Below are 21,612 nucleotides of genomic sequence, written 5' to 3'. Positions count from 1 at the left end.
GGCGGGCGAGGGCGGCGGCGACCTGGCGCAGGCGGTCGGCCAGGTCGTCGTACTCGAAGGGCTTGACGAGGTACTGCATCGCGCCGCCGTGGAGGGCGGCGCGGACCGCCGCGGCGCCGCGCTCGGCGGTCACCATGACGACGGCGACCGAGTGGGCATCCCCGTCGGCACGGGAGCGCAGTCGCTCGAGCACCTCGATCCCCGACAGATCGGGGAGGTGGACGTCGAGCAGCACCAGGTCGGGCGCCAGGGAGCCGACCATCTCCAGCGCCTCTGCCCCCGTCCGCGCGGTACCGGCGACCTCGAAGCCGTCGGTGCGCTCGACGAAGGCGGCGTGGATCCGCGCGACCATGAAGTCGTCATCGACGACGAGGACCCGGATCACGATCGCTCATCCTGGCCGACGGAGGGGGTGATCGGGAAGGTCGCCAGGAACTCCGCTCCGCCGGTGTCGGCGCTCTCGACGGTGACCGAGCCGCCGCGCTGGGCGCAGAGGAGCCGCACCAGCGGCAGCCCGATCCCGCGCCCACCGAGGACCTCGGGCTTGGTCGAGAATCCGCGCACGAAGATCGCCTCGCGCAGGTCCGCGGGCACCCCTGGGCCGTTGTCGCGGACCCGGACGTGGACGTCGCCGCCGTCCGCGAGGACCCACAGCTCGACGAGCGGCTCGTGGGCGCCGGCCGCGGCGTCGACCGCGTTGTCGACCAGGTTGCCGAGGACGGTCGTGAGGTCGGCGACGTCGCCGGGCGCGAGGACCGGCAGCCGCGAGCCCGGGTCGAGCTCGAGGGTGACGCCGCGCTCGTGGGCCACCGCGTCCTTGGCGACGACCAGGGCGGCGAGCGCCGGGTCGAGGAGCCGTGCGGACACGCGCTCCCCCACCTCGGCCCGGTGCCGGGTCAGGGTGCCGACCAGGGCGGCCACCTCGTCGTACTCCCCGAGCTGGACGAGCCCGGAGATCGTGTGCAGCCGGTTGTCGAACTCGTGGGTCTGCGCGCGCAGGGTGTCGGTGATCGACAGGTTCGAGCTGAGCTGGCTCTGGAGCGAGACCAGCTCGGTGCGGTCGCGGAGCGTGGTCACGGTGCCGATCCCGCGGCCGTCGGCGGACGCGTTGCCGCGGTTGAAGACCACCACCCGGTCGCCGACCAGGGCGACGGCGTCGCTCACGTCGGCCCCCTCGCCCGTCAGCAGCGCCACCACGTGCGGGTCGAGACCGAGGTCGCCGACCAGCCGGCCGAGCGGTTCGGGGCCGTCCTCGAGGCCGAGCGTGGCACGGGCGGCGTCGTTCATCGCCGTCACCCGGCCGTCGGTGCCGACCCCCACGACGCCCTCGCGGATCGCGTGCAGGAGCGCCTCGCGGTGGTCGGCGAGGTGGGCGAGCTCGGTGGTCCCCAGCCCGCGGGTGCTGCGTCGTACGACCCGGGACACCGCCCAGGTCCCGACCAGCCCGAGGAGGGCGCCGAGCCCGAGGTAGAGCGCGAGGTACGGCGCCGCGTCCCGCACCTGGTCCGCGACCGACGGATAGGGCTCCTCGGCCACGACGATCCCGAGCAGGGTGCCGTCCGCGGCGAGGACCGGCGCGTGGTGGGCGACGGCCCGCTCGCCGTCGGGGTCGACGTCGCCGGTCCAGCCGACGCCGCGCAGCAGCGCGTCGCTCTCGCCGAGGTCTGCCTCCTCGCCGACCCGGCTCGGGTCGGTGGCACCGAGCACCTTGCCGTCCGGTGACACGACCATCACGTCGGTCGCGCCGTAGAGGGTGACCCCTTCGTCGACCAGCGGGGCGAGCTGGCGCGGCAGGTCGCTCGCCGCTGTCTCGCCGCTCCGGACGTCCTCGAGCTTGGGGCGGATGTCGGGGCCGTTGGCGAGGGCCTCCGCGCTCTGGCGCAGCTCGCGGCCGCTCTCGTCGGCGAAGTCGGCGTTGGACTGACGGACGCCGAGGAACCCGATCGCCACCAGCAGCAGCGCGACGACGGCGAGCTGGAGCACCAGCACCTTGCCGGCGAGGGTCAGCTCGCCACGGCGCCACCGGAAGTCGTTCGTCAGCGCGACCACAACGTCCACAACCTCCTTTGCGTCCGCAAGAGTGACGGCCGCCACAGCCCGCAGACATGCTGGCACGGATCGAGCGTGACGCCGCTCACGCCCCGTACCACTGGAGGTTCCCATGCACCGGAGTCGGCTCTCCGCCGTACTCGCCGCCTTCGTCGCCCTGGTGGTCGTCGCGAGCGGGTGCGGGGTCACTCGTGACTCCGACGACCCGAGCAACCGCCGGCTGCGGATGATGATCCCCAACAGCGCGGGAGGCGGCTACGACCTCACCGGGCGCGCTGCCGTCCGTGCGTTGGAGGACAACGACCTCACCGGCCGGTTCGAGGTCACCAACGTCACCGGCGCCAGCGGGACCGTCGCCATGCAGCGCCTCCTCAACGAGGAGGGTGCGGACGACCTGGTGATGACGATGGGCCTCGGGGTCGTCGGCGCCGTCTACACCAACAGGTCCGACGCGACGCCGACGAAGATGACGCCGATCGCTCGGCTCATCGAGGAGCAGGAGGGCATCCTGGTGCCGGCCGACTCGCCGTTCGACACGATCGACGACCTCGTGGCCGCGTGGCAGGACGACCCCGAGTCGGTCGTCGTCGGCGGCGGTTCCTCCCCCGGCGGACCGGACCACCTCTTCCCCCACCAGCTCGCTGCCGAGGTCGGCATCGACCCGACCGACGTCAACTACATCGTCTACGACGGCGGCGGCCCGCTGACGGCCGCGCTCCTCGGCGAGAAGATCGACGTCGGCATGTCGGGCCTCGGCGAGTTCGCCGGCCAGATCGAGAACGGCGACCTCCGGGTGCTGGCCGTCTCCGGCGAGGAGCGGCTCGAGGGCATCGACGCGCCCACCCTCACCGAGGCCGGCGTCGACCTGGTCTTCACCAACTGGCGCGGGGTCCTCGCGCCCCCGGGCATCAGCGACGAGCAGATCGACTACCTGATCGAGCTGTTCACCGAGATGCACGAGACCGACGAGTGGCAGGAGGCGCTGGCCGACAACGGCTGGATCGACAGCTTCGCCACCGGAGACGAGTTCGCGGCCTTCCTCGAGGAGCAGGACCGCCGCGTCGCCGACACCCTGAAGGAGCTGGGCCTCTCATGAGCACGCACGTCCACACCCGCGAACCGGGCGAGCCACGGCTCGTCGACAAGGCGCAGTACGGCATGGCGGCGTTCCTCGTCGTCGCCGGCGGCTACGTCCTCCTCGACGCCCTCGGCCTCGACGACGGATTCGCCGACCAGCCGGTCCAGCCCTACGCCGTCCCCTACATCGTCGGCGCGGTCCTGGTGCTGCTCGGCGTGCTGCTCGGTGTCGCCACCGCCCGCGGCGACCTGCCCGAGTCCGACGAGGGCGAGGACATCGACCTCACCCAGGGCACCGACGTCGTGACCGTCGCCATGCTCGCCGCGGTCCTCGTCGCCAACCTGGCCCTCATCAACTTCCTGGGCTGGGCGATCACCGGGGCCCTGCTGTTCGTCGGCGCGACCCGCGCCCTCGGGAGCCGCACGCTGCTGCGCGACGTCGGCGTCGGCGTCGCCCTCTCGGTGGGCTCCTGGTACGCGTTCTACGTCGGGCTCGGTGTGCCGATCCCGGCCGGCATCCTGGACGGAGTCCTCTGACATGGACCTGCTGCTCGAGGGCTTCCAGCAAGCCCTGACCCCCACCAACCTGCTCTTCGCCTGTCTCGGCGTCATCCTCGGCACCGCCGTCGGCGTGCTTCCCGGGATCGGCCCGGCCATGGCGCTCGCGCTGCTGCTCCCGGTGACCTACTCGGTCGGCCCGGACAGCGCGATCATCATGTTCGCCGGCGTCTACTACGGCGGCATGTACGGCGGGTCGACGACGTCGATCCTGCTCAACACCCCTGGAGAGTCCTCGTCGGTGGTGACCGCGCTGGAGGGCAACAAGATGGCCAAGCGAGGCCGTGCCGCCCAAGCCCTCGCCACCGCCGCGATCGGGTCGTTCATCGCCGGCACGATCGGCACCGTCCTGCTCTGGGTCCTCACCCCGCGAGTCTCCGACCTCGTGGTCAAGCTCGGCGCACCGTCGTACTTCGCGCTGATGCTGCTGTCGTTCATCGCCGTCACCACCGTGCTCGGCTCCTCGCGGCTGCGCGGCTTCATCGCGCTCTTCCTCGGCCTGGCGATCGGACTGGTCGGCACCCAGACCGGACAGGCCCGGCTCACGTTCGGTGACGCCAAGCTGGCCGACGGCATCGACGTCGTGGTGGTCGCGGTCGCGATCTTCGCGGTCGGCGAGGCGCTGTGGGTCGCCGCGCACCTGCGCCGCAAGCCGCTGGAGATCATCCCCGTCGGCCAGCCGTGGATGGGCAAGCAGGACTGGAAGCGCTCGTGGAAGCCGTGGTTGCGCGGCACCGCGTACGGCTTCCCGTTCGGCGCGCTGCCGGCCGGCGGCGCCGAGATGCCGACGTTCCTCTCCTACGTCACCGAGAAGCGGCTGACGAACCACCCGGAGGAGTTCGGCAAGGGCGCCATCGAGGGCGTCGCCGGCCCCGAGGCGGCCAACAACGCCTCGGCCGCCGGGACGATGCTCCCGCTGCTGACGCTCGGGCTGCCGACCACCGCGACCGCGGCGATCATGCTGTCGGCTCTGACCAGCTATGGCATCCAGCCCGGTCCGCTGCTCATGGAGAACGAGTCGGACCTGGTGTGGGCGCTGCTCGCGAGCCTGCTGATCGCCAACACGCTGCTGCTGGTGATCAACCTGCCGCTGGCCCCGCTCTGGGCCAAGCTGCTCCGCATCCCCCGTCCGCAGCTGTACGCCGGCATCCTGTTCTTCGCCTGCCTCGGCGCCTACACCGTGAACTTCCAGGCGTTCGACCTGGCGCTGCTGCTGCTGTTCGGCGTCCTCGGGTTCGCGATGCGCCGGTTCGGCATCCCGGTGCTGCCGCTCATCGTGGGCGTCATCCTCGGTCCCAAGATGGAGGGTCAGCTCACCGAGGCCCTGGCGATCTCCGGTGGCGACGTGAGCACCCTGTGGAGCGAGCCGGTGGCCGTCGTCGTCTATTCCGTCATCGGGCTGCTGCTGACCGCGGTGGCCGTCAACGGCCTCCGACGCCCGGCTCCCGCAGCACCCGTCACAACTGAGGAGAAGGAGCTGGTGGAGCGATGAGCATCGTCGTCGCCTACAGCGCGGACACCTACGGTCGCGCCGCCCTCGACCATGCCGTCCGCCTGGCCCGCAAGGACGACGTACGGCTGGTCGTCGTCAACGCCACCCGGGGCGACAGCCTGGTGGACCCGCGCTATGCCGGCGATGCCGACATCGCGGCCGTGCAGGCCGACCTGGAGGCCGATGGCCTCGAGGTCGCCGTCCGTCACGACGTCGTGCCTGACGTCGCCGACGCCGTGCTGGCGGCGGCGCAGGAGGAGGCCGCCGACCTCATCGTGGTCGGCATCCGCCACCGGTCCCCGGTCGGCAAGCTGCTCCTGGGGAGCGTCGCGCAGCGGGTGATCCTCGACGCGACCTGCCCGGTGCTCGCCGTGAAGCCCTGATCTGCCCTGATCGGGCCTGGTCCTCAGCCGGCGACGGCCTGGACGAGGGTCTCCTGCAGGTAGCCGAGCCACTCGTAGATGTGGTGGGCCTGCCCCCGGGGGTCCTCGTCCGGCAGCGAGTACCAGTAGTCCTCGTCGCCCTCCTCGACCTCGAGCCGGGTGCCCAGGGCGAGCCGCAGGTCGGTGAGGGTCCGCATCCAGACCTCCGCGGTCACGACGTCGATCTCGACGTCGATCGTCAGGTCCTCGTCGGTCGGCTCGGACGGCAGCCCGGCCTCCTCGAGGGTGTCGATGACCGTCCCGGCGGCGCGCGCCTTGCCGTCGCGCAACGATCCCTCGGTGAACCGACGGAACTCCGCGGCCGCGTCGCCGTCGTCGCGGTAGGCGTTGGGAAAGAGCCGCGCCAGCACCGGGTCCTCGGGCTCAGTGGTCGGCCCGGAGAACGCGCCGCCGGAGAAGAGGGCCTCCAGCGGGTCGGCGGCCTCGGTCGGGGCCGCCTCCTCGTTGCGGAGGAGCTCGACGAGCTGGGCGGCCAGCGACCGCAGCAGGTCGGCCTCGAACGCCGACAGGGTCGCGATGATGCGCTTGCTCCGGCGGTGCCGGACGAATCCCGCCATCGTCAGTGTCCCGTCACTCGCTCTTCGTGAGCGTGGCCCACAGGCCGTACTCGTGCATCGCCTGGACGTCGCGCTCCATCTCCTCGCGGGTGCCGCTGCTGACGACCGACCGGCCGTCCTGGTGCACCTGGAGCATCAGCTTCTCCGCCTTCTTCTTCGAGTAGCCGAAGTACTTCTGGAAGACGTAGCTGACGTAGGACATCAGGTTGACCGGGTCGTTCCAGACCACGGTCACCCAGGGAGTGGCGGTGAGCGAGATCTCGTCCGGGGTGAGGTCCTCGTCGACTCCCGGATCCACCTCGACAGGGCTCGCGGTCGTCACCCGCCCATGGTGGCACGGCTCTCAATTCGTTTGACACCCGGCGGCACCGGTGATGGCATCACGCCGGTGAAGGGCACGGCACTGGCACCCCTGCGCGACCGGCGCTTCCGGTGGTACTTCGCGTCCCGAGCGGTCGACCTGATCGGCGACATCATGGGCGGCGTCGCCCTGGTCTTCGCGGTGCTGGAGGTCAGCAGCTCGGCCAGCGCCCTCGGCATCGTGCTGGCGGCCCACAGCATCCCGATGGTGGCCTTCCTCCTCGTCGGCGGCGTGCTCGCCGACCGGTTCGGCCGGACGCTGATCATCCAGCTCAGCAACCTCACCGCCAGCGTGACCGCTCTCGCGATCGCGGCCCTGGTACTCACCGACAACGCCGAGATCTGGCAGCTCGCGGCGCTCAGCGCCGTCAACGGGGTGGCGGCGGCGGCCAACCAGCCCGCGCTCGCCGGCCTCCTCCCGCAGCTGGCACCGGAAGGCGCGCTCCAGTCGGCCAACGCCCTCAACGGGCTGCTCCGCAACAGCGCGCTGGTGATCGCCCCGGCGCTGGCCGGCGGTCTCGTCGTCGGGGTGGGTGCCGGCTGGGCGATCGCCATCAACGGCGCGACCTACCTGCTCTCCGCACTGCTGCTGCTCCCCATCAAGCTGCCTGCCCCGCCTCCACGCGACGACGGCGACAGCATCCTCAAGGACCTGCGCACGGGCTGGGGCTTCTTCCGTCGTACGACGTGGCTGTGGGTGATCGTGCTGGCGTTCGGCGTCCTCAACGCCCTCGCCAGCGGCGGCTTCAACACCCTCGGTCCGGCACACGCCAAGGACACTGAGATCGGCGTGCACGGCTGGGCCCTCATCCTCAGCGCCGGAGCGGCCGGCCTGGTGGTCACCTCGATCGTCTTCCTCCGGGTGCCGCTGCGCCGCCCGCTGCTGCTGGGGATGCTGGGCTGCGCGGTCTATGCCGGCCAGATGATCGCGCTCGGCACCACCACCGAGCTGTGGGTGCTGCTCGTCGCGGCGTTCGTCGGCGGCGCCGGGATCGAGGTCTTCGGGCTCGGCTGGGAGCTCGCGATGCAGGAGCACGTCCCGCCCGACATGCTCTCGCGCGTCTACTCCTACGACATGCTGGGCTCCTACATCGCCATCCCCGTCGGGCAGCTCGCGTTCGGGCCGCTCGGCGAGGCCTTCGGCGTGCAGCACATGATCCTGGCGGCGGGCCTCGCCTATGCCGCGATCTCGCTGCTCACGCTGGGGTCGCGGTCGGTGCGCTCGCTGACCCGGGCGACCGTCAGCACCACTTCTGCGCCAGTGTCCTGACGACGTTGAGATTGCGGTTGGTCGCGACCACGCCGAGGGCCTTCTCCACACCCCACGGGTCGACGTTGCCGGCCTGGTAGCCCGGCCCGAGGAGGACGTGGGCCGCGCGACCACGGACGACGACCTGGTCGGTCGCGCCCTCCTTGGCCAGCAGCGCGGCGACCCGGTCCGCGGCTGGCTCCTCCTTGAGCAGGTAGAGGTAGTGCCGCTCCAGGTCGGGGCGGGTGACCTCCTCGGCGTCGCCCGCGACGGCGGCGAGCTCAGCGGTCGTGAGGACGATCGTCGGCACCGCGAAGCCCGCCTGGTCGAGGTAGGCCTTCTCCAACACCTCGGTCACCTTGTCCGTCGACCGCGCCCGCGAGGTGAGCCGCACGTTGCCGGTGTTGATGTAGGTCTCGACGTCGGTGCCGCCGGCGGCCTCGGTCGCCGTGACGATGTCGCCCTTGGGGAACTTGCGGTTGGGTCCGAGGTTGATGGCCCGCAGGAACGCCACGTAGGTCGGCATGCGGGAAGTGTGTCAGGGCCCGGGGACAGCCGTCCGCGGCCCGGGCGCGCGGACGCGGGACTCCGCCGGCGCGGCGCGGCGCTCGGCGGCGAGGACCGCCTGCCGGTCGGTGCTGAGACCCGCCCACTCCCGCACCCGGGCGACCGCGGCCCGCCGCGCTGCGGCGGGGAGCGCGAAGAGGTCGGCACCGTGGTTGCCGTCGGGCACCCAGCGGACCAGACACTGCCGGTCGGCACCGGACTCCCCGCAGGAGAACGTCTCGGCGCTCCACGGGTCGAGCTCGCCGTACACGAACAGCATCCGCGAGCCCTCCTCGCGGACCCATGCGTCGATGTCGGCCATCACCGAGGAGTCGAAGGCCATCGGCTTCAGGCCGTCCGGCACGAACGCGGCCGGCACGTCGTAGCCGGGGTGGCGGAGCAGGTCGGCGATCCGGTCCTCGTAGGGCAGCGGGGAGCCGAGCTGGGTGCCCGCCTGGAAGTAGTACGGGACGTAGGGCCGCAGGCCCTCGTCGGTCACGAAGGTCCACGGCAGCACCCCGTCGACCCAGTCGAAGACCTGTCGTCGGGTCGCCGAGGCCGACGGCACGGAGGTGCACGCCTCCGCCGCCTCCTGGTACTGCCAGAACGCGAAGTAGAGCTCGACCACGACGACCTCGAGCGCGTGGTCGAAGGAGTCGACCAGGCGCAGGTGGAACCCGTCGCCCTCGACCCGCGAGCGGAGCCGGTCGCGGAACCACGCGCGGTCGCCGAGGATCCGGCGCTGCACCTGGACCAGGTCCGCACGGCACCCGGCGAGGTCCGCGCCACCGACCGCGGCCTGGAAGTCGTCGTAGACGTCCTCGCCGTCGACGACGTCGTTGGGTGCGACGTAGGCGACGGTGCCGGCGACGTCGTCGGGGTGGAACCGTCGGAGGTAGGTCATCGTCATGCCGCCCTTGGACGCGCCCGTGGACAGCCAACGGCGCCCATAGACGGCCTTCATCGCGGTGATGATCCGGTGCTGGTCGGCCGCCGACTGCTCGATGGTGAGCTGGCGGTCCCAGTCCGGCCGCGCGGGCCGGGAGGGCTTGAAGAAGCGGTGCTCGAGGTCGAGCTGGTTGCCCTGGACGATCCGGGTCACCTCGCCGAGGTACGGGTAGCGCCACTGGTACAGCCCGTAACCGGAGGTCGCGACCACCATCGGTCGTTCGGTGCCGCGGTGGACGAGCGCGGCCCGGAGCCGGAACGTGCGGCCCTGCGGCCGGTCGTGGTCGACGGGCAGCCGGAACCAGATCCGGAAGAAGCGCCCACCGGCCGGGGCGAGCCGCGGCACCTCGGTGACCTCGTCCACGATGCCGATCCGCTCGATCCGGTCGACGAGGCTCGCTCGCTGCCGCGGCTCTGCCGGTGTCGACCCGGCCGCGACGGGCCGTGACGGAGTGGCGACGACGACGAGGCCCACCACGAGGGCGAGCGCGGCGGGTGCGAGCCGTGCGCGGGGACCGGGACGGGAGGGCACGGCGTCAGTCTGGCAAACGCATCAACGGCGCCGGCCGGCACGGACGAACGAGAGGTAGCGCCGATCGAGCTCGGTCAGGCGCCGCACCTCCCGGTGCCTTTCGGTGCGGTCGTGACCGCCGACCCCGGCCCACGCCCGGATGTCGCGGACGGCGCGCCGGCGGGCAGCGCGCGGCAGGTCCTCGATGAGCGCGCCGTGGGTCGCGCGCGGCGCGACCACCGTTCGGCACGACCGTTCGCTCCCGGACGAGCCGCAGCGGAACGGCTCGGCAGACCACGGGTCGTGCTCACCGTTGACGAAGAGCATCCGCCGCGCCGACGTCCGCACCCACCTGTCGATGTCGGGCATCGCGCCGGAGTCGAAGGCGGCCGGCTCCAACCCGGGTGGGAGGATCCGCGACGGGGTGTCCTCGCCGGGGTAGGCCAGCAGGTCGCGGAGCGGAGCCTCGTAGGGCTTCGGTCCGCCGATCTGCGCGGCTGCCTGGTAGTGGTAGGGCAGCGAGTAGAACCGGCGCTGGTCGGAGAGGTTGCTCCACGGGTTGACCAGGCCCAGGTAGCGCCATACCTCGGAGTTCGTGAGCCGGCGCGCGACCGGGACCGAGGCGCAGGCGCGGTCGCCCCAGTACTGCCAGAAGGCGAAGGAGAAGTCGATGACCGAGGCCTCCAGGCCGCGGTCGAGACTGCCGACGTAGGACCAGGTCAGCCCGTTGTCCTCCGACCAGGTGCCGAGGCGGTGGCGGAACCAGCCGCGATCGGTGAGCACCCGACGCTGGAGCGCCACCAGCCGCTCGCGGCAGTCGGCGNGGAGCGCCACCAGCCGCTCGCGGCAGTGGGCGAGCCGGGGGCCGCCGACCCGGGCGAGGAACGGCCCGTAGGCGTCCTCGTCGTCGACGACGTCGTTGGGCGCGACGTAGGCGATGGTCGCGGTGACGTCGTCGGGGTACCACCGGCGGTGGTAGGTCGCCGCCATGCCGCCCTTGGAGTCACCGGTGCTGAGCCAGCGCCCGTCGTACAGGTGACGGAACGCCTGGATCACCAGGTGATGGTCGTCGGCGACCTGGCGGATCGTGAGCTGGGTCGCCCAGTCGGGGTCCTCGGGGAGCGACGGGGAGAAGAACCGGTGCTCGATGTCGAGCTGGTTGCCGTCGACCAGGCGGGTGACCTCGGACCGGTAGGGCTCGTCCCACAGCCGGTAGCCCGAGGTCTCCACGACGGTCGGCCGGGCGAACCCACGATGCAGCAGGTTGACCCGCAGGCCGAACGTCGGACCGTCCGGCTCGGCGTGGTCCACCGGGACCGCGGCCTCGATCCGGAAGAACCGCGTCCCTGACGGGGAGCGCCGGACCTCCGTGACCCGGTCGACGATCGGGATCCTGCGGATCCGGTCGACGAGGTCGGGGCTGTCGGCGAGGGCGGAGTGCTGGACGGAGCGCGGGACGGAGCGCTGGGCGGGGTCCTGGGCGCCGGAGGTCGGAACCGCGAGCGCGGACACGGCGACGACGGTCGCCGTCGTACAGGCGAGCGCGCGCAACAGCCCGGCCATCCGTGTTCCCCCATGAATCTCGCGTCCGCCCGAGGTCGGTGGTTCAACGCAGATCGGCCGCCGGCGTCACGCACTGAGGGATAAGACGCGAGCGCACAGCACCAGCTGCTGCCGCTCGCCGGCTCGGTCTACGCCTTCGACGCGATCAAGGTGAGCACGGCGGTGGTGATGGCCGTCAGCTCTGCATCGTCGACCTCCGCTGAGCCCTTGTACATGGTGGCGCGCACGATCGTGTCCCCCAGGAGCACCAGTCCGATCCCGTCAGGTACGGCGCCGTCGCCGGTGCCCACCACGATGACCGCACCGTCACCGATGCCGGGTACCTCGACGGGCGTGCCCTCGATGGTGCCGACGGCCGTGGTGGCGATGTTCGCCCTGGCTCCGTCCCAACCGTCGGCGAAGTCCGCAGTGCTGAACTGTTCCACCGACGTGGACGGCTGCTGGGGGTCGTCGAGCGCGTACGTGCACACGCCCCCGCCCGGGATGACCTCCTGGGTGCCCGTCGAGCCGCCGAGAGCGACCGCCATCTCGGCGCCCGGGACGGCCGAGCAGTCGGCGAAGCTCGGGCTCGTGCCCTCGGAACCGCCGCCGTCGTCGGTCGCGGAGACGTCCGTCAGGTCGGGGCTGGCGGAGGTGTCGTTGTCAGCCATCCCCTTGTCGCCGTCCTCGGAGTCACCGCCGCACGAGGAGAGCGCGATAGCCGAGACGACGATGATCGTGGCGAGAGCACGAGGAAGCAGCATGGGCGTGAACCTACCGGTCACGGTCCTCGCCGCTCCCCCCACCGGGTGATGCTCGGCCCGTAGGTGGCTCAGAGGCTGCCCGCGAACGGGTTCAGGCCCGCGAGCGGGCGAGCAGGAGGACGAAGTACGGCGCACCGATGAGAGCGACCACGAGGCCGGCCGGGACCTGCGACGGCGCGATGACGCTGCGCCCGACCAGGTCGGCCAGACCGAGCAGCGCGGCGCCCAGGAGGACGGCGACGGGGACAGAGCGGGCGTGGCGACCGCCGACGAGCCCGCGCGCCAGGTGTGGAGCGACCAGCCCGACGAAGCCGACGACGCCCACCGCCGCGACGCTCGTGGCGGCGAGGAGGGCGGCGACGAGGAGGACGAGCAGCCGGACCCGTTCGAGACCGACACCGACCAGCCGCGGGGTGTCCTCGTCCAAGGCAAGCAGGTCGAGCTCGCGGCGTACCAGCCACGCCAGCGGCAGCGCGAGGACCAGCAGCACGGCGACGGGCACCACCTGCTCCCAGCTCCGCCCGTACGTCGTGCCGGAGAGCCAGGTGTAGATCCGTGGGGTGTCCCACGGGTTCGACCGCACCAGGAGGTACGTCGTGAGGGCCGCGGCGCCGTACCAGGTCCCGATGCCGATGAGCAGCAACCGGTCGGCGTCCAGGCCCCGCCGCCAGGCGAGCCCGTAGACGAGGGCGAACGAGGTGAGCGCGCCGATCACCGCACCGACCAGGACCGAGCTGTGCGTCGGGGCGGCGGTGACGCTGCCGGTCACGACCACCACCGCTCCGACGCCGGCACCTCCGGTGATGCCGAGGATGCCCGGCTCGGCCAACGGGTTGCGGCACGTCGCCTGGACCAGTGCCCCCGAGAGGGCCAGCGCTGCTCCGCCGAGCACGGCCGCCGCGACCCGCGGTGCCCGTTCGTCGAGGGCGAACCGCACCAGCGGCGATCCCTCGTGCTGGAGCCAGAGGGCGACGTCACCCGTCCGGAGCCAGGTGTCCCCACCGAGCAGCCCGAGGACCGTCACGCCGGCCGCCGCGAGGAGGGCGCCTGTCAGCACGACGACGAACCGCCGACGGCTCCGCACGCCGATCCGGGCGGCGGGCGGCTGCTTCGCAGGGCCCGCGTCGCGACCGCGGCGGGCGAGCACGACCATCACCAGCGCACCGGCGAGCGTGGTCGTGATGCCGGTCGGGACCGAGATCGCCTCGTCGGCCCCGAGGAAGGCGCGCAGCAGCGCGTCGGCGAGGACGACCACGACGGCACCCAGCAGACCTGCCGCCGGGATGAGCACCACGTGGCGGTGGAGCGCCGGGACCCAGCTGCCCGCGAGCCGGACGACCACGGGTGCGAAGAGACCGACGAAGCCGATCGGTCCGGCGAGGGTGACGCTCGCGGCCGTCAGCAGCACGGCGAGCACGGTGCCGATCGCCCGGGTGCTGCGCACCGGCACGCCGAGCACGGCCGCGCTGTCGTCGCCGAGACCGAGCAGGTCGAGCCTCCGCCCGAGGAGCAGCGCACCCGCGGTGGCGACCACGACGACCGGTGCGGCCTGGCCGAACGCGTCGAGCCCGAGCTGGCTCAGTGACCCGCTCCCCCACGCGAAGAGGCTCGTCGTCTCCTCGGCGAACAGGATGAGGAGGGTCGAGGTGGCCGCCTGGAGCGCGAGCGCGACGGCCGAGCCGGCCAGCACCAGGCGGGTCGTCGACGTGCCGGCGCCGCCCGCGAGGCCGAGCACCAGGGCGGCCGCCAGGATCCCGCCGACGAAGGCGGTGATGCCCGACGCCCACAGCGGGACGGCGAGGCCGAAGGCGGCGACGACGGTGACGGCCAGGTAGGCGCCCCCGGTCACCGCGAGGGTGTCGGGCGAGGCGAGCGCGTTGCGGGCCAGCGACTGGAGGAGGGCACCGGCGACGCCGAGCGCGAACCCGACCGCGACACCGGCAGCCAGGCGCGGCACCCGGGAGCCGAGCAGGATGTCGCCCGCCTCCGAGGTGCCGCCGCCGAACGCCCACGCGACCAGGTCGCTCGCGCCGACGGTCGACGTGCCCTGGGCCAGGTGCCAGGCCGAGACGAGGACGAGGGAGGTGGTGAGCAGCACCAGCACGCCGGTCGCACCGATCGCACCGGCGCGGCCGATCCGTCGTACGTCGGGCTGCGGGGACCGCACCGGGGTCCCCGGGAGCCGCTGCTCGACCACCATCCCTCGCTCGCGCTGCTACTGGGTCAGCAGGTCGACGTAGGCGTCGAGGACCTGCTCGGCGGAGCGCGGCCCGCCGAACGTCCAGATGCCGCCCGGGAACTGATGCGAACGGCCCTCGGCCACGGCCGGGATCTGCGCCCACACGCGGTTCTTGGCGAGCTCGCCGTTGACGTCGCCGGCCGGGTCCGTCGTCCCCGTGGAGAAGAAGGTGGCGTCGCCGACCTCGCTCATCCCCTCGATGTCGGTCTGGCCGAGCCCGTAGGCCGGATCGACCTCCCCGGTCCACGCGTTGGTGAGGCCGAGCTCCTCGCCGAGCTCGCCCATCAGCGAGCCCTGCCCGAACGGACGGATCGCGACGTTGCCGCCCTGGATCCAGCCGTCGAAGTAGACGAAGGACTCCGACGCGAGGTCCGCGTCGGCGACCTCGGCCTTGGCCTCCTCGAGGGAGGTGCTGAACTGGTCGACCACGAGCTCGGCGCGCTCCTCGCGGCCGGTCGCCTGGGCGATCAGGTCGAAGGTGTCGAGCATGTTCTGGATCGGGTCGGCCGCGTCGGCGCCCTTGGTCGCGAGGACCGGGACGTCGTACTCCTCGAGCTGCTGGATGATCCCGTCCTCGGCCGTGTACGCCTCGACGATCACCAGGTCCGGGTTGGCCGCGAACAGGGTCTCGAGGTTGGGCTCGCCCCGCGTGCCGACGTCGGTGACACCCTCCGGCAGCGCCTCGGCCGTGTCCCAGGTCGCGTAGCCCTCGGCGTCGGCCACCGCGACGGGCGTCAGGCAGAGCGTGAGGACGTCCTCGATCTGCTGCCACTCGAGCACGGCGACGCGCTCGGCCGGCTTCTCCAGCTCGACCTCGCGACCGTAGGAGTCGGTCAGGCTGACCGGGCCCTCGCTCGTCGCGGTGGTGTCGTCCGCGCAGTCCGCCGAGTCGTTCGCCTTCGGCGCAGCATCGTCGCCGTCCTTGCTCTCGGTGGTGCCGCAGGCGACCAGGAGCAGGGCGAGCGGCACCGTCAGGGCAGCCGCGATCGATCGTGTCTTCATGGGTTCCTCACTGTTGGGGTGCGGACGCGCTTCAGCGACGCCGCTGGTGGTGCCTGCCCTGGGCCTCGACCCGTACGGCGCCCGTGACCGGGTCGACCAGACAGCGGATCGGGAGTCCGTAGACCGTGGAGAGGTTCTCCTCGGTCAGGACGGCGGCGGGCTCGCCGACGGCGTGGACACGGCCCTGGTGCAGCAGCACGACCTGGTCCGCCACCGCGGCGGCGTGGTTCAGGTCGTGCAGGACGACCCCGAGCGCCGTCCGGTGGCGGTCCGCGAGGTCGCGGACCAGATCGAGGGTCTCCACCTGGTAGCGCAGGTCGAGATGGTTGGTCGGCTCGTCGAGGAGGAGCACCCCGGTGTCCTGCGCGAGGCAGGTCGCGAGCCAGACCCGCTGGAGCTCGCCGCCCGAGAGCTGGTCGACGGAACGGTCGGCCATGCCGGCGACGCCGGTGACCTCGAGCGCGTGGTCGATTGCCCGGCGGTCGGCGTCGGTCGTCCCCGCGAACCGGCTGCGGTGCGGGTGCCGACCGAAGGCGACGACGTCGCGCACCGACAGGCCGGACGGGTGCGGCCGCGACTGCGACAGCAGGGTCACCCGGCGGGCGAACTCCTTGGCGTTGAGCGGACCGGCGTCGTCCGCGCCCAGGGTGACCCGGCCGGCCTCGACGGGCTGGAGCCGGGCGAGGGAACGCAGCACGGTCGACTTGCCGCTGCCGTTGGGGCCGATGAGCGCCGTGACGGCGCCCGGCCGGAGGTGCACCGAGACGCCGTGGACGACCGTGGTCCGCTGGTAGCCCAGCACCAGGTCGTGCCCTGCGAGAGCGCTCGCGTCCGTCACCGTGATCGTCACGGTGGTTAGCCTAACCTAAGTAAGGCAAGGCTTGCCTGTGGCCTGGCTCACGCCGGCGCTATGAGCTCTTGCGCACCGCCCATTCCCGGATCCGATCGATCCGGGCGCGCAGCTGCTCGGCGTTGGCGATCGCCGCGGCCGGTCCCCCGCACTCCTTGCGGAGCGCGGCGTGCGTGATCGCGTGCGGCTGGCCGGTGCGGTGGTTCCACGCCGAGACCAGACCGTTGAGCTCGCGCCGCATCACCGCGAGCTGCTCATGGGTCGTCACCTGCTCCACCGTGTCCGGCGTGGACGCCGACGCCTGCTGGCGCGGCTTGGACCGCGATGCCTGCCGCTGCTGGAGGAGCTCCTTCATCTGCGACGGCTCGAGCAGGCCGGGGATGCCGAGGAAGTCCATCTCCTCGTCGGAGCCGACGTGCATCTCGCCCTCGTGCCCGAACGCCGCACCGTCGTACAGGGCATGGTCGAAGCGGGCCTGCGAACCGAGCGCCTCGAACGGGACCGACTGCTCCTCCGCCGACGCCGTCTCGCCGGCGTTGGCGCGCGCCAGCAGGTCGTCCTCGGCGGCGAAGATGTCGTCCTCGCTGCTGACCTTGCGTCCGAGGACGTGGTCGCGCTGCAGCTCGAGCTCGGAGGCGAACCCCAGGAGCTTGGGCACCGACGGCAGGAACACCGACGCGATCTCGCCGCGGGTCCGCGCCCGCACGAACCGGCCGACGGCCTGGGCGAAGAAGAGCGGCGTGGAGGTGGTCGTCGCATAGACACCGACGGCCAGCCGTGGCACGTCGACGCCCTCGGAGACCATCCGGACCGCGACCATCCAACGGCTGTCGCCGGCGCTGAACTCCGCGATCCGCTTGGAGGCCGCCTTCTCGTCCGACAGGACGACCGTGGCGGACTCCCCCGAGATCGCCTTGATCAGCTTCGCGTACGCACGGGCGGAGTCCTGGTCGGTGGCGATCACCAGGCCGCCGGCGTCGGGGACGTGGCGTCGTACCTCGGAGAGCCGCTTGTCGGCGGCCTGGAGCACGGCCGGCATCCACGAGCCCTCGGGGGCCAGCGCGGTGCGCAGCGCGTGGGCGGTCATGTCCTTGGTGAGTGGCTCGCCGAGGCTCGCCGCCACCTCGTCGCCGGCCCGGGTGCGCCACTGCATCTCCCCGGAGTAGGCGAGGAACAGGACCGGGCGCACGACGTGGTCGGCCAGCGCCTGCGCATAGCCGTAGGTGTAGTCGGGGACGGAGACGCGAACGCCCGCTCCGTGCTCGGGCGCCGGCGCGTACGTCACGAACGGGATCGGGTTCACGTCGGAGCGGAACGGCGTACCGGTCAATGCCAGGCGACGGGCGGCCGGCTCGAACGCCTCGCGGACGCCCTCACCCCAGGTGAGCGCGTCGCCCGCGTGGTGGATCTCGTCGAGGATCACCAGGGTCTTGAAGCGCTCGGTGCGGATGCGCAGCGCGAGCGGGTTGACGCCGACCCCGGCGTAGGTCACCGCGACGCCGACGTAGTCGCTGGAGATCTTGCCGCTGCCGGCGGAGTACGTCGGGTCGATGGGGAGGCCGGCCTTCGCGGCGGCCTCGGCCCACTGCATCTTGAGGTGCTCGGTCGGCGCGACGATGATCAGCCGGTCGACGATCCGGCGGCCCAGCAGCTCGGCCGCCACCGAGAGCGCGAACGTCGTCTTGCCGGCGCCGGGCGTCGCCACGGCGAGGAAGTCACGCGGGGAGCGGTCGAGGTAGTCCCGCAGCGCCGCCGCCTGCCACGCGCGGAGCGAGGTCGCCGTACCCCAGGCGGCGCGCTCCGGCCAGGCCGGACCGAGAGACGTCAGCGGCAGCGCGTCGTCTCCCCGATCGGGTCCTGTCACTCCCCGGAGCCCGGGTCGGACGGACCGTCGGACAGGCCTTCCCAGATCTCCTTGCAGTCCGGGCAGACAGGGAACTTCTCCGGGGCCCTGCTGGGCACCCAGACCTTCCCGCACAGGGCCACCACCGGGGTGCCCATGACCATCGCCTCGGTGAGCTTGTCCTTCTCCACGTAGTGCGAGAAGCGCTCGTGATCACCCTCGTCGGTCGGGACGGTACGGCGGTCCTCCCGGACGTCCGTGTCTGTCGAGAAGCCGATCGTGGTCACGGCACCAGTTTAGACGCCAGCCAGCCGCAACCACTGACCGCCTCGCGCAGTCCTCGTCGAGGTCCGGCCTAGTTGAGGTCCGGGTCGGCGGGCCGCGTCGCGTGGAACGCGAGATCGCCCGGCTGGCGGCGCATCACCTGGCGCCACAGGTCGCGGGTGTCGAGCCGGAAGGCGTCGTCGGGCTGGCCCGGGACGACGTACCAGCTGCCCTCCTCGATCTCGTCCTGCAGCTGGCCGGCGCCCCAGCCCGCATAGCCCGCGAAGATCCGCAGCCGCTCGACGGTGCCGGCCACCAGCTCGGCCGGCGTGTCGAGGTCGAGCAGGCCGAGCCGGTCGACGACGACCCGGAAGCCGACCGCGCTCTCGCCGCCGGGGCTCGCCAGCGCGACGGCCAGGGCGCCATCGGCGGAGACCGGTCCGCCCTGGAAGAGGACCTCCGGCTCCTCGACGACGTCGCCCCAGTCGGCGAGCACCTCCGAGACCGGCAGCGCGCTGGGCCGGTTGAGGACGACCCCGAGCGCACCGTCGTCGTTGACGTCGAGCAGCAGCACGACGGCGTCGACGAAATTGGGGTCGAGGAGGTCGGGGCTCGCGAGCAGGAGCATGCCCGCCGCGAGGTCGCCGACCGAGTTGCCCACCCGCCCATCATCGCAGGCACCGCCCACGAGGTCAGGAGGGCCAACAGCCCCGGGACGACACGGGAGGGAGGAGGTGTCGGTGTCCCGGGGCTGCTGGTGGGAGTCCCGGCACAGAGCCGGGTGGTCTTCGTCAGGCGGCGACGACGGCGCGCAGACGCTCGATGAGCGGACGGCGCGGGCCGTTGTCGACCGGCGCGTCGTGGACGCTCTCGGCGGCGCGGATCTTCCGCGCCTCCTGCTCGATCTCGGCACCGACGACGCGACCCTCGGCGCGGCCGAGGGCGGCCTGGCCGGCCATCACGGCGAGGAAGTAGTGCTCCTTGGCGGTCGAGCGGGCGAGGGCCTGGGCCATCGCGTCGTCGACCGGGTGGTCACGGTAGTGGTCGATGATCAGCCGGACGCCCGGCATCTCGTCGGCGGTGAGGGCCCAGCCGGTGGCGACCGCGGAGCGGAGCTCCCACGGCTGGACGGACAGCTCGGACTCGATGTGGCCCGCGAGGCGGGTGTGCCACTTCAGCTGAAGGGCACCGAGCAGGTCGAGCTCGTCATGGAAACGCTCGGAGACACCGGGCAGGTCCATCGGGAGGATTCCGTCCCGACGCTCCGCCGCAACGGTGATCACGGTGCGAAGGGTCTCGCCCCGGTTGTGAAAGGCCTTCCAGGTCATGGTCAGCTCCTTACTGGGTTCGAACGGCAGCCCAGCTCCCCCGAGAGAACTCTGGCCAAGGTGTCGGTGTCTTGGGGGGCCTCGGAACGGTTCCGAGCACCGACATACCGTTGGTACGTACTGAGAGTATGCGTCCGAATCTCGGTACGCCAAACACCTACGAGGGTGATCCCGAACACCAGAATTGCCGGAACTTTCGGGGGTTTGCGGACACCTGAGCGCAACCGCGTGACCGGCGCCACGGGTCCACGTCACACCGGCGTCCGGAGAAGTGACGTACGACATATGCTGGCGTCCGTGGCCAAGGCTTCAGTGTCGAAACTTGTCCCCAAGGTCCCGAGCGTGACCGGGGCGACGCGCAGGGCGGCGTACTCCGCCTCCACCAAGCGCGCCCTCATCGACGTCGCCGAGGAACGGTTCACCGACGCCGGTTATGCCGCCGCGTCGCTCGACGCGATCGTCGCCGGCGCCCGCGTCACCAAGGGCGCGCTCTACCACCACTTCTCGGGCAAGCAGGCTCTCTTCGAGGCGGTCTTCGAGCGGGTCGAGAACGAGGCGTCGAAGCGGATCCAGAAGGCGCTCAAGGGCCAGAAGGACCCGTGGGACAAGGCACTGTCCGGCCTGCGGGCGTTCCTCCACGTGGTGCAGGAGCCCGGCTACCGGCGGATCGTCATCCAGGAGGGTCCGGCCGTCCTCGGCTACGAGCGCTACCGCGAGCAGGAGGAGCGCTCCACGTTCGCCAACGTGCTCGACATCCTCCGATCGGTGCTCGACGCCGGGAAGTGGCAGCTCGACGAGCCGATGATGGAGACCTACGCCCGGATCTTCTTCGGCGCGATGTCGTCGGCCGGCGAGTCGGTCGCCACCGCGACCGACCCCGAGCAGGCCGCCGAGCGGGTCGAGGCCGCGATCGCCTTCCTCCTCTCCGGGATCCAGCTCATGGTGGAGGCGGGCCTGGAATTGCCGACGGCGCTCGTGACCATCCCGGGCCACGGCGCCGCCGACGAGTGAGGCGCGGTCCTACTTCCCGTAGGTGACCGAGCCGTTCTTGGCGTCGACCGGCACCAGCTCGATCCAGACCCGACCGGCCGGGACCTTGAGCTCTCCGTCGGCGGTCGTGAGCTCCAGCGCGGAGCCGAGGTCGTCCTTGGCCCACGAGCCCTCCACGACCTTGCCTGCGTGGAAGAGGAGCGCGTTGCCGCCGCCCTCGAAGATCGTCTCGGGGACCGGGTTGCCCGCCGGGTCGAGGTAGCCGGCGTCGCCGACGTCGACCCGCAGCACCAGCACGCTGTCGGCGGGGAACTCGTCACCGGCGGCCGCGTGGGTGTTCTGGTTGACGTAGGTGCCGTTCTGGAACGCCCAGGTGGTCGAGTGCGAGCCGAAGTCCGCGGTCAGGGTGCCGGCCGGCTTGCCCGCGGGCAGCTCGCCCTCGGTGCCCCAGGGCAGGTAGTCGTCCGGACGCGCGTCCTTGCCGTCCTCGGCCGCCTTCGACACCTTCGCCAGGTCGGTGAAGAGGTTGTACGGCGCGCTCCGGCTGCTCTCCCGGTAGAAGCCGGGGCTGCCCTCGTTGAAGATCTTGATGCCGGCGTCGAGGATCCGCTCGACGGTCTGGGCGGCGCCACCGCTGGTGACCATCACGCCGTCGACCGGCGAGACGATGCCGATGTCGCTCGCGCGCATCGAGCGGACCGGGCCCACGTCGCCGGGGACGTCGGAGTAGTAGAACGCCGCGAGACGGGTGATGCCACCCTCCACCAGCTCCTCGACGACAAGGTCGGCGTGCGACAGTCCGAGCTGCGGCGCGCTGGCCTCCGTGTTGTCCATCTTGAGGACCAGCACCGGGTGGTCCTGCTCCGCGGAGCCGCCGTCGACCGGGAGGCCGGTGAGCGGCCACGTGGCCGGCTCGGCGTCCTTGGTGGCGACCGCCCCAGGCTCGTCCGACCCGCCCTCGTCGTCCTTCTTGTCATCGCCGCCACAGGCGGGGGGGGCC

Annotated in this window: 22 protein-coding genes; 6 read left to right on the top strand and 16 right to left on the bottom strand. The window is 72.1% G+C overall.

What is annotated here, in order from left to right; genetic code table 11:
- On the bottom strand, nt 1-385 hold a 385-nt coding region (locus tag H0487_RS15550; RefSeq protein WP_183095143.1), incomplete at its 3' end, for a response regulator.
- On the bottom strand, nt 382-2,049 hold the full coding sequence (locus H0487_RS15545; RefSeq protein WP_220793456.1) for a sensor histidine kinase: 1,668 nt from the start codon (nt 2,047-2,049) through the stop codon (nt 382-384). The genes H0487_RS15550 and H0487_RS15545, both read right to left, overlap by 4 nt.
- A 112-nt stretch (nt 2,050-2,161) precedes the next feature.
- Here H0487_RS15545 and H0487_RS15540 point away from each other — a divergent pair, with 112 nt between their 5' ends.
- From H0487_RS15540 to H0487_RS15525, 4 genes are read left to right on the top strand one after another with little or no spacing between them, the layout of a single operon-like run.
- On the top strand, nt 2,162-3,145 hold the full coding sequence (locus tag H0487_RS15540) for a Bug family tripartite tricarboxylate transporter substrate binding protein (RefSeq protein ID WP_183095141.1): 984 nt from the start codon (nt 2,162-2,164) through the stop codon (nt 3,143-3,145).
- On the top strand, nt 3,142-3,663 hold the full coding sequence (locus H0487_RS15535) for a tripartite tricarboxylate transporter TctB family protein (protein ID WP_183095140.1): 522 nt from the start codon (nt 3,142-3,144) through the stop codon (nt 3,661-3,663). The genes H0487_RS15540 and H0487_RS15535 overlap by 4 nt, the downstream gene beginning before the upstream one ends.
- Nucleotide 3,664: 1 nt before the next feature.
- Nucleotides 3,665-5,176, top strand: a complete 1,512-nt coding sequence (locus tag H0487_RS15530) for a tripartite tricarboxylate transporter permease (RefSeq protein ID WP_183095139.1) — start codon at nt 3,665-3,667, stop codon at nt 5,174-5,176.
- Complete coding sequence (locus H0487_RS15525; protein ID WP_183095138.1) at nt 5,173-5,559, top strand: universal stress protein; 387 nt, start codon at nt 5,173-5,175, stop codon at nt 5,557-5,559. The genes H0487_RS15530 and H0487_RS15525 overlap by 4 nt, the downstream gene beginning before the upstream one ends.
- Before the next feature lie 23 nt (nt 5,560-5,582).
- On the opposite strand, the gene H0487_RS15520 is transcribed toward H0487_RS15525, so the two are convergent.
- Nucleotides 5,583-6,176 carry a DUF2017 domain-containing protein gene (locus tag H0487_RS15520; RefSeq protein ID WP_183095137.1) on the bottom strand — a complete coding sequence of 198 codons (594 nt, stop codon included), beginning with the start codon at nt 6,174-6,176 and terminating at the stop codon, nt 5,583-5,585.
- Between the two features lie 13 nt (nt 6,177-6,189).
- A complete protein-coding gene (clpS, locus tag H0487_RS23485) occupies nt 6,190-6,498 on the bottom strand; it encodes an ATP-dependent Clp protease adapter ClpS (RefSeq protein WP_183095136.1) in 309 nt (102 codons plus the stop codon).
- A 66-nt stretch (nt 6,499-6,564) separates the two neighbouring features.
- On the opposite strand from clpS, the gene H0487_RS15510 reads away from it, so the two are divergent.
- Nucleotides 6,565-7,806 (top strand): MFS transporter, encoded by a 1,242-nt coding sequence (locus H0487_RS15510; RefSeq protein ID WP_312855969.1) that lies wholly within the window; start codon nt 6,565-6,567, stop codon nt 7,804-7,806.
- On the opposite strand, the gene H0487_RS15505 is transcribed toward H0487_RS15510, so the two are convergent.
- From H0487_RS15505 to H0487_RS15455, 11 genes are all read right to left on the bottom strand, one after another.
- The gene (locus tag H0487_RS15505) at nt 7,778-8,311 is read right to left on the bottom strand and encodes a DUF1697 domain-containing protein (protein ID WP_183095134.1); all 534 of its coding nucleotides are present in this window, start codon (nt 8,309-8,311) and stop codon (nt 7,778-7,780) included. The two genes, H0487_RS15510 and H0487_RS15505, sit on opposite strands and share 29 nt — an antisense overlap.
- 12 nt (nt 8,312-8,323) lie before the next feature.
- A complete protein-coding gene (locus H0487_RS15500; RefSeq protein WP_183095133.1) occupies nt 8,324-9,811 on the bottom strand; it encodes a S28 family serine protease in 1,488 nt (495 codons plus the stop codon).
- Between the two features lie 21 nt (nt 9,812-9,832).
- Nucleotides 9,833-11,353: a S28 family serine protease gene (locus tag H0487_RS15495; RefSeq protein ID WP_183095132.1), complete on the bottom strand. Its 1,521-nt coding sequence runs from the start codon at nt 11,351-11,353 to the stop codon at nt 9,833-9,835.
- Nucleotides 11,354-11,481: 128 nt separating this feature from the next.
- Complete coding sequence (locus H0487_RS15490) at nt 11,482-12,096, bottom strand: hypothetical protein (protein ID WP_183095131.1); 615 nt, start codon at nt 12,094-12,096, stop codon at nt 11,482-11,484.
- 91 nt (nt 12,097-12,187) lie between these two features.
- Nucleotides 12,188-14,296 (bottom strand): iron ABC transporter permease, encoded by a 2,109-nt coding sequence (locus tag H0487_RS15485; RefSeq protein ID WP_183095130.1) that lies wholly within the window; start codon nt 14,294-14,296, stop codon nt 12,188-12,190.
- A 15-nt stretch (nt 14,297-14,311) separates the two neighbouring features.
- On the bottom strand, nt 14,312-15,337 hold the full coding sequence (locus H0487_RS15480; protein WP_183095129.1) for an ABC transporter substrate-binding protein: 1,026 nt from the start codon (nt 15,335-15,337) through the stop codon (nt 14,312-14,314).
- A 31-nt stretch (nt 15,338-15,368) separates the two neighbouring features.
- Nucleotides 15,369-16,187, bottom strand: coding sequence for an ABC transporter ATP-binding protein (locus tag H0487_RS15475; RefSeq protein WP_312855968.1), 819 nt, complete (start codon nt 16,185-16,187; stop codon nt 15,369-15,371).
- A gap of 58 nt (nt 16,188-16,245) precedes the next feature.
- Nucleotides 16,246-18,051: a DEAD/DEAH box helicase gene (locus H0487_RS15470; RefSeq protein WP_446685574.1), complete on the bottom strand. Its 1,806-nt coding sequence runs from the start codon at nt 18,049-18,051 to the stop codon at nt 16,246-16,248.
- Nucleotides 18,048-18,308, bottom strand: coding sequence for a DUF3039 domain-containing protein (locus H0487_RS15465; RefSeq protein ID WP_183095145.1), 261 nt, complete (start codon nt 18,306-18,308; stop codon nt 18,048-18,050). The genes H0487_RS15470 and H0487_RS15465 overlap by 4 nt, the downstream gene beginning before the upstream one ends.
- Before the next feature lie 77 nt (nt 18,309-18,385).
- Nucleotides 18,386-18,955: a YqgE/AlgH family protein gene (locus H0487_RS15460; protein WP_312855967.1), complete on the bottom strand. Its 570-nt coding sequence runs from the start codon at nt 18,953-18,955 to the stop codon at nt 18,386-18,388.
- Nucleotides 18,956-19,085: 130 nt separating this feature from the next.
- A complete protein-coding gene (locus tag H0487_RS15455; protein ID WP_183095128.1) occupies nt 19,086-19,622 on the bottom strand; it encodes a hypothetical protein in 537 nt (178 codons plus the stop codon).
- 297 nt (nt 19,623-19,919) lie between these two features.
- Between H0487_RS15455 and H0487_RS15450 the strand changes: the two genes are divergently transcribed.
- Nucleotides 19,920-20,633, top strand: coding sequence for a TetR/AcrR family transcriptional regulator (locus H0487_RS15450; protein WP_183095127.1), 714 nt, complete (start codon nt 19,920-19,922; stop codon nt 20,631-20,633).
- Between the two features lie 9 nt (nt 20,634-20,642).
- Here the strand turns inward: H0487_RS15450 and H0487_RS15445 are convergent.
- Nucleotides 20,643-21,612, bottom strand: a 970-nt coding sequence (locus tag H0487_RS15445) for a DUF3048 domain-containing protein (protein WP_183095126.1), incomplete at its 5' end; no start/stop codon positions are given.

Source organism: Nocardioides stalactiti, from assembly GCF_014180715.1.
Classification (GTDB): domain Bacteria; phylum Actinomycetota; class Actinomycetes; order Propionibacteriales; family Nocardioidaceae; genus Nocardioides; species Nocardioides stalactiti.
The sequence above is the reverse complement of the archived record's forward strand: the minus strand, read 5'-3'. Positions and strand labels throughout refer to the sequence as shown.